1 protein-coding gene and 1 pseudogene are annotated in these 569 nt (G+C 45.5%); both read left to right on the top strand.

Going from position 1 to position 569, the window contains the following annotated elements:
• Positions 1 to 296 (top strand): annotated as a pseudogene (locus tag K1I97_RS10130) (5-methyltetrahydropteroyltriglutamate--homocysteine S-methyltransferase); the annotation flags it as partial.
• A gap of 137 nt (positions 297 to 433) precedes the next feature.
• Positions 434 to 569: methylenetetrahydrofolate reductase (locus K1I97_RS10135; protein ID WP_223351622.1), on the top strand; the 136-nt coding region annotated here is incomplete at its 3' end.

The following is a 569-nucleotide window of genomic DNA, read 5'->3' on the forward strand; positions in this document are numbered from 1 at the left end:
ATGCGGACGTGATTTCCTTTGAAGCTAGTCGCTCTAACTTGGAAATACTGGATGAGCTTAAGGCTAAGAACTTCCAGACAGAAGTGGGGCCTGGAGTTTACGATATCCACTCACCGCGCGTGCCGAATGAAGGAGAAATTGACCATACCATCGAAGCTATTTTGGCTAAGGTGCCAAGCAGCAAGGTCTGGATCAACCCTGACTGTGGTCTTAAAACTCGTGGTATCCCAGAAACTAAGGCTAGCTTGGTGCGCTTAGTAGAAGCAGCCAAAGCAGCTAGACAACACCTGAAATAATCCTCCTTGAACCTCAACAGTTGATCTTGATGGAGGAACATACTAAAACTGAAGCAGAGCTGACAATCCTGCAGGAGCTATTCTTCTAGGATTGTCCTCGGCTATCACTACCATCATTGAAAGGAACTTTTTGTTATATGGTTCGTCGTCACACACCCAGTCTCTCATTTGAAGTATTTCCTCCCAATCCGGCAGTAGGCAATGATAAGATTTTTCAGGCATTGAGAGAGATGCAAGATTTGGCTCCTCACTTTATCAGTGTGACAGCTAGCA

It is taken from the genome of Streptococcus oralis (assembly GCF_019929345.1).
In the GTDB taxonomy this organism is placed as follows: domain Bacteria; phylum Bacillota; class Bacilli; order Lactobacillales; family Streptococcaceae; genus Streptococcus.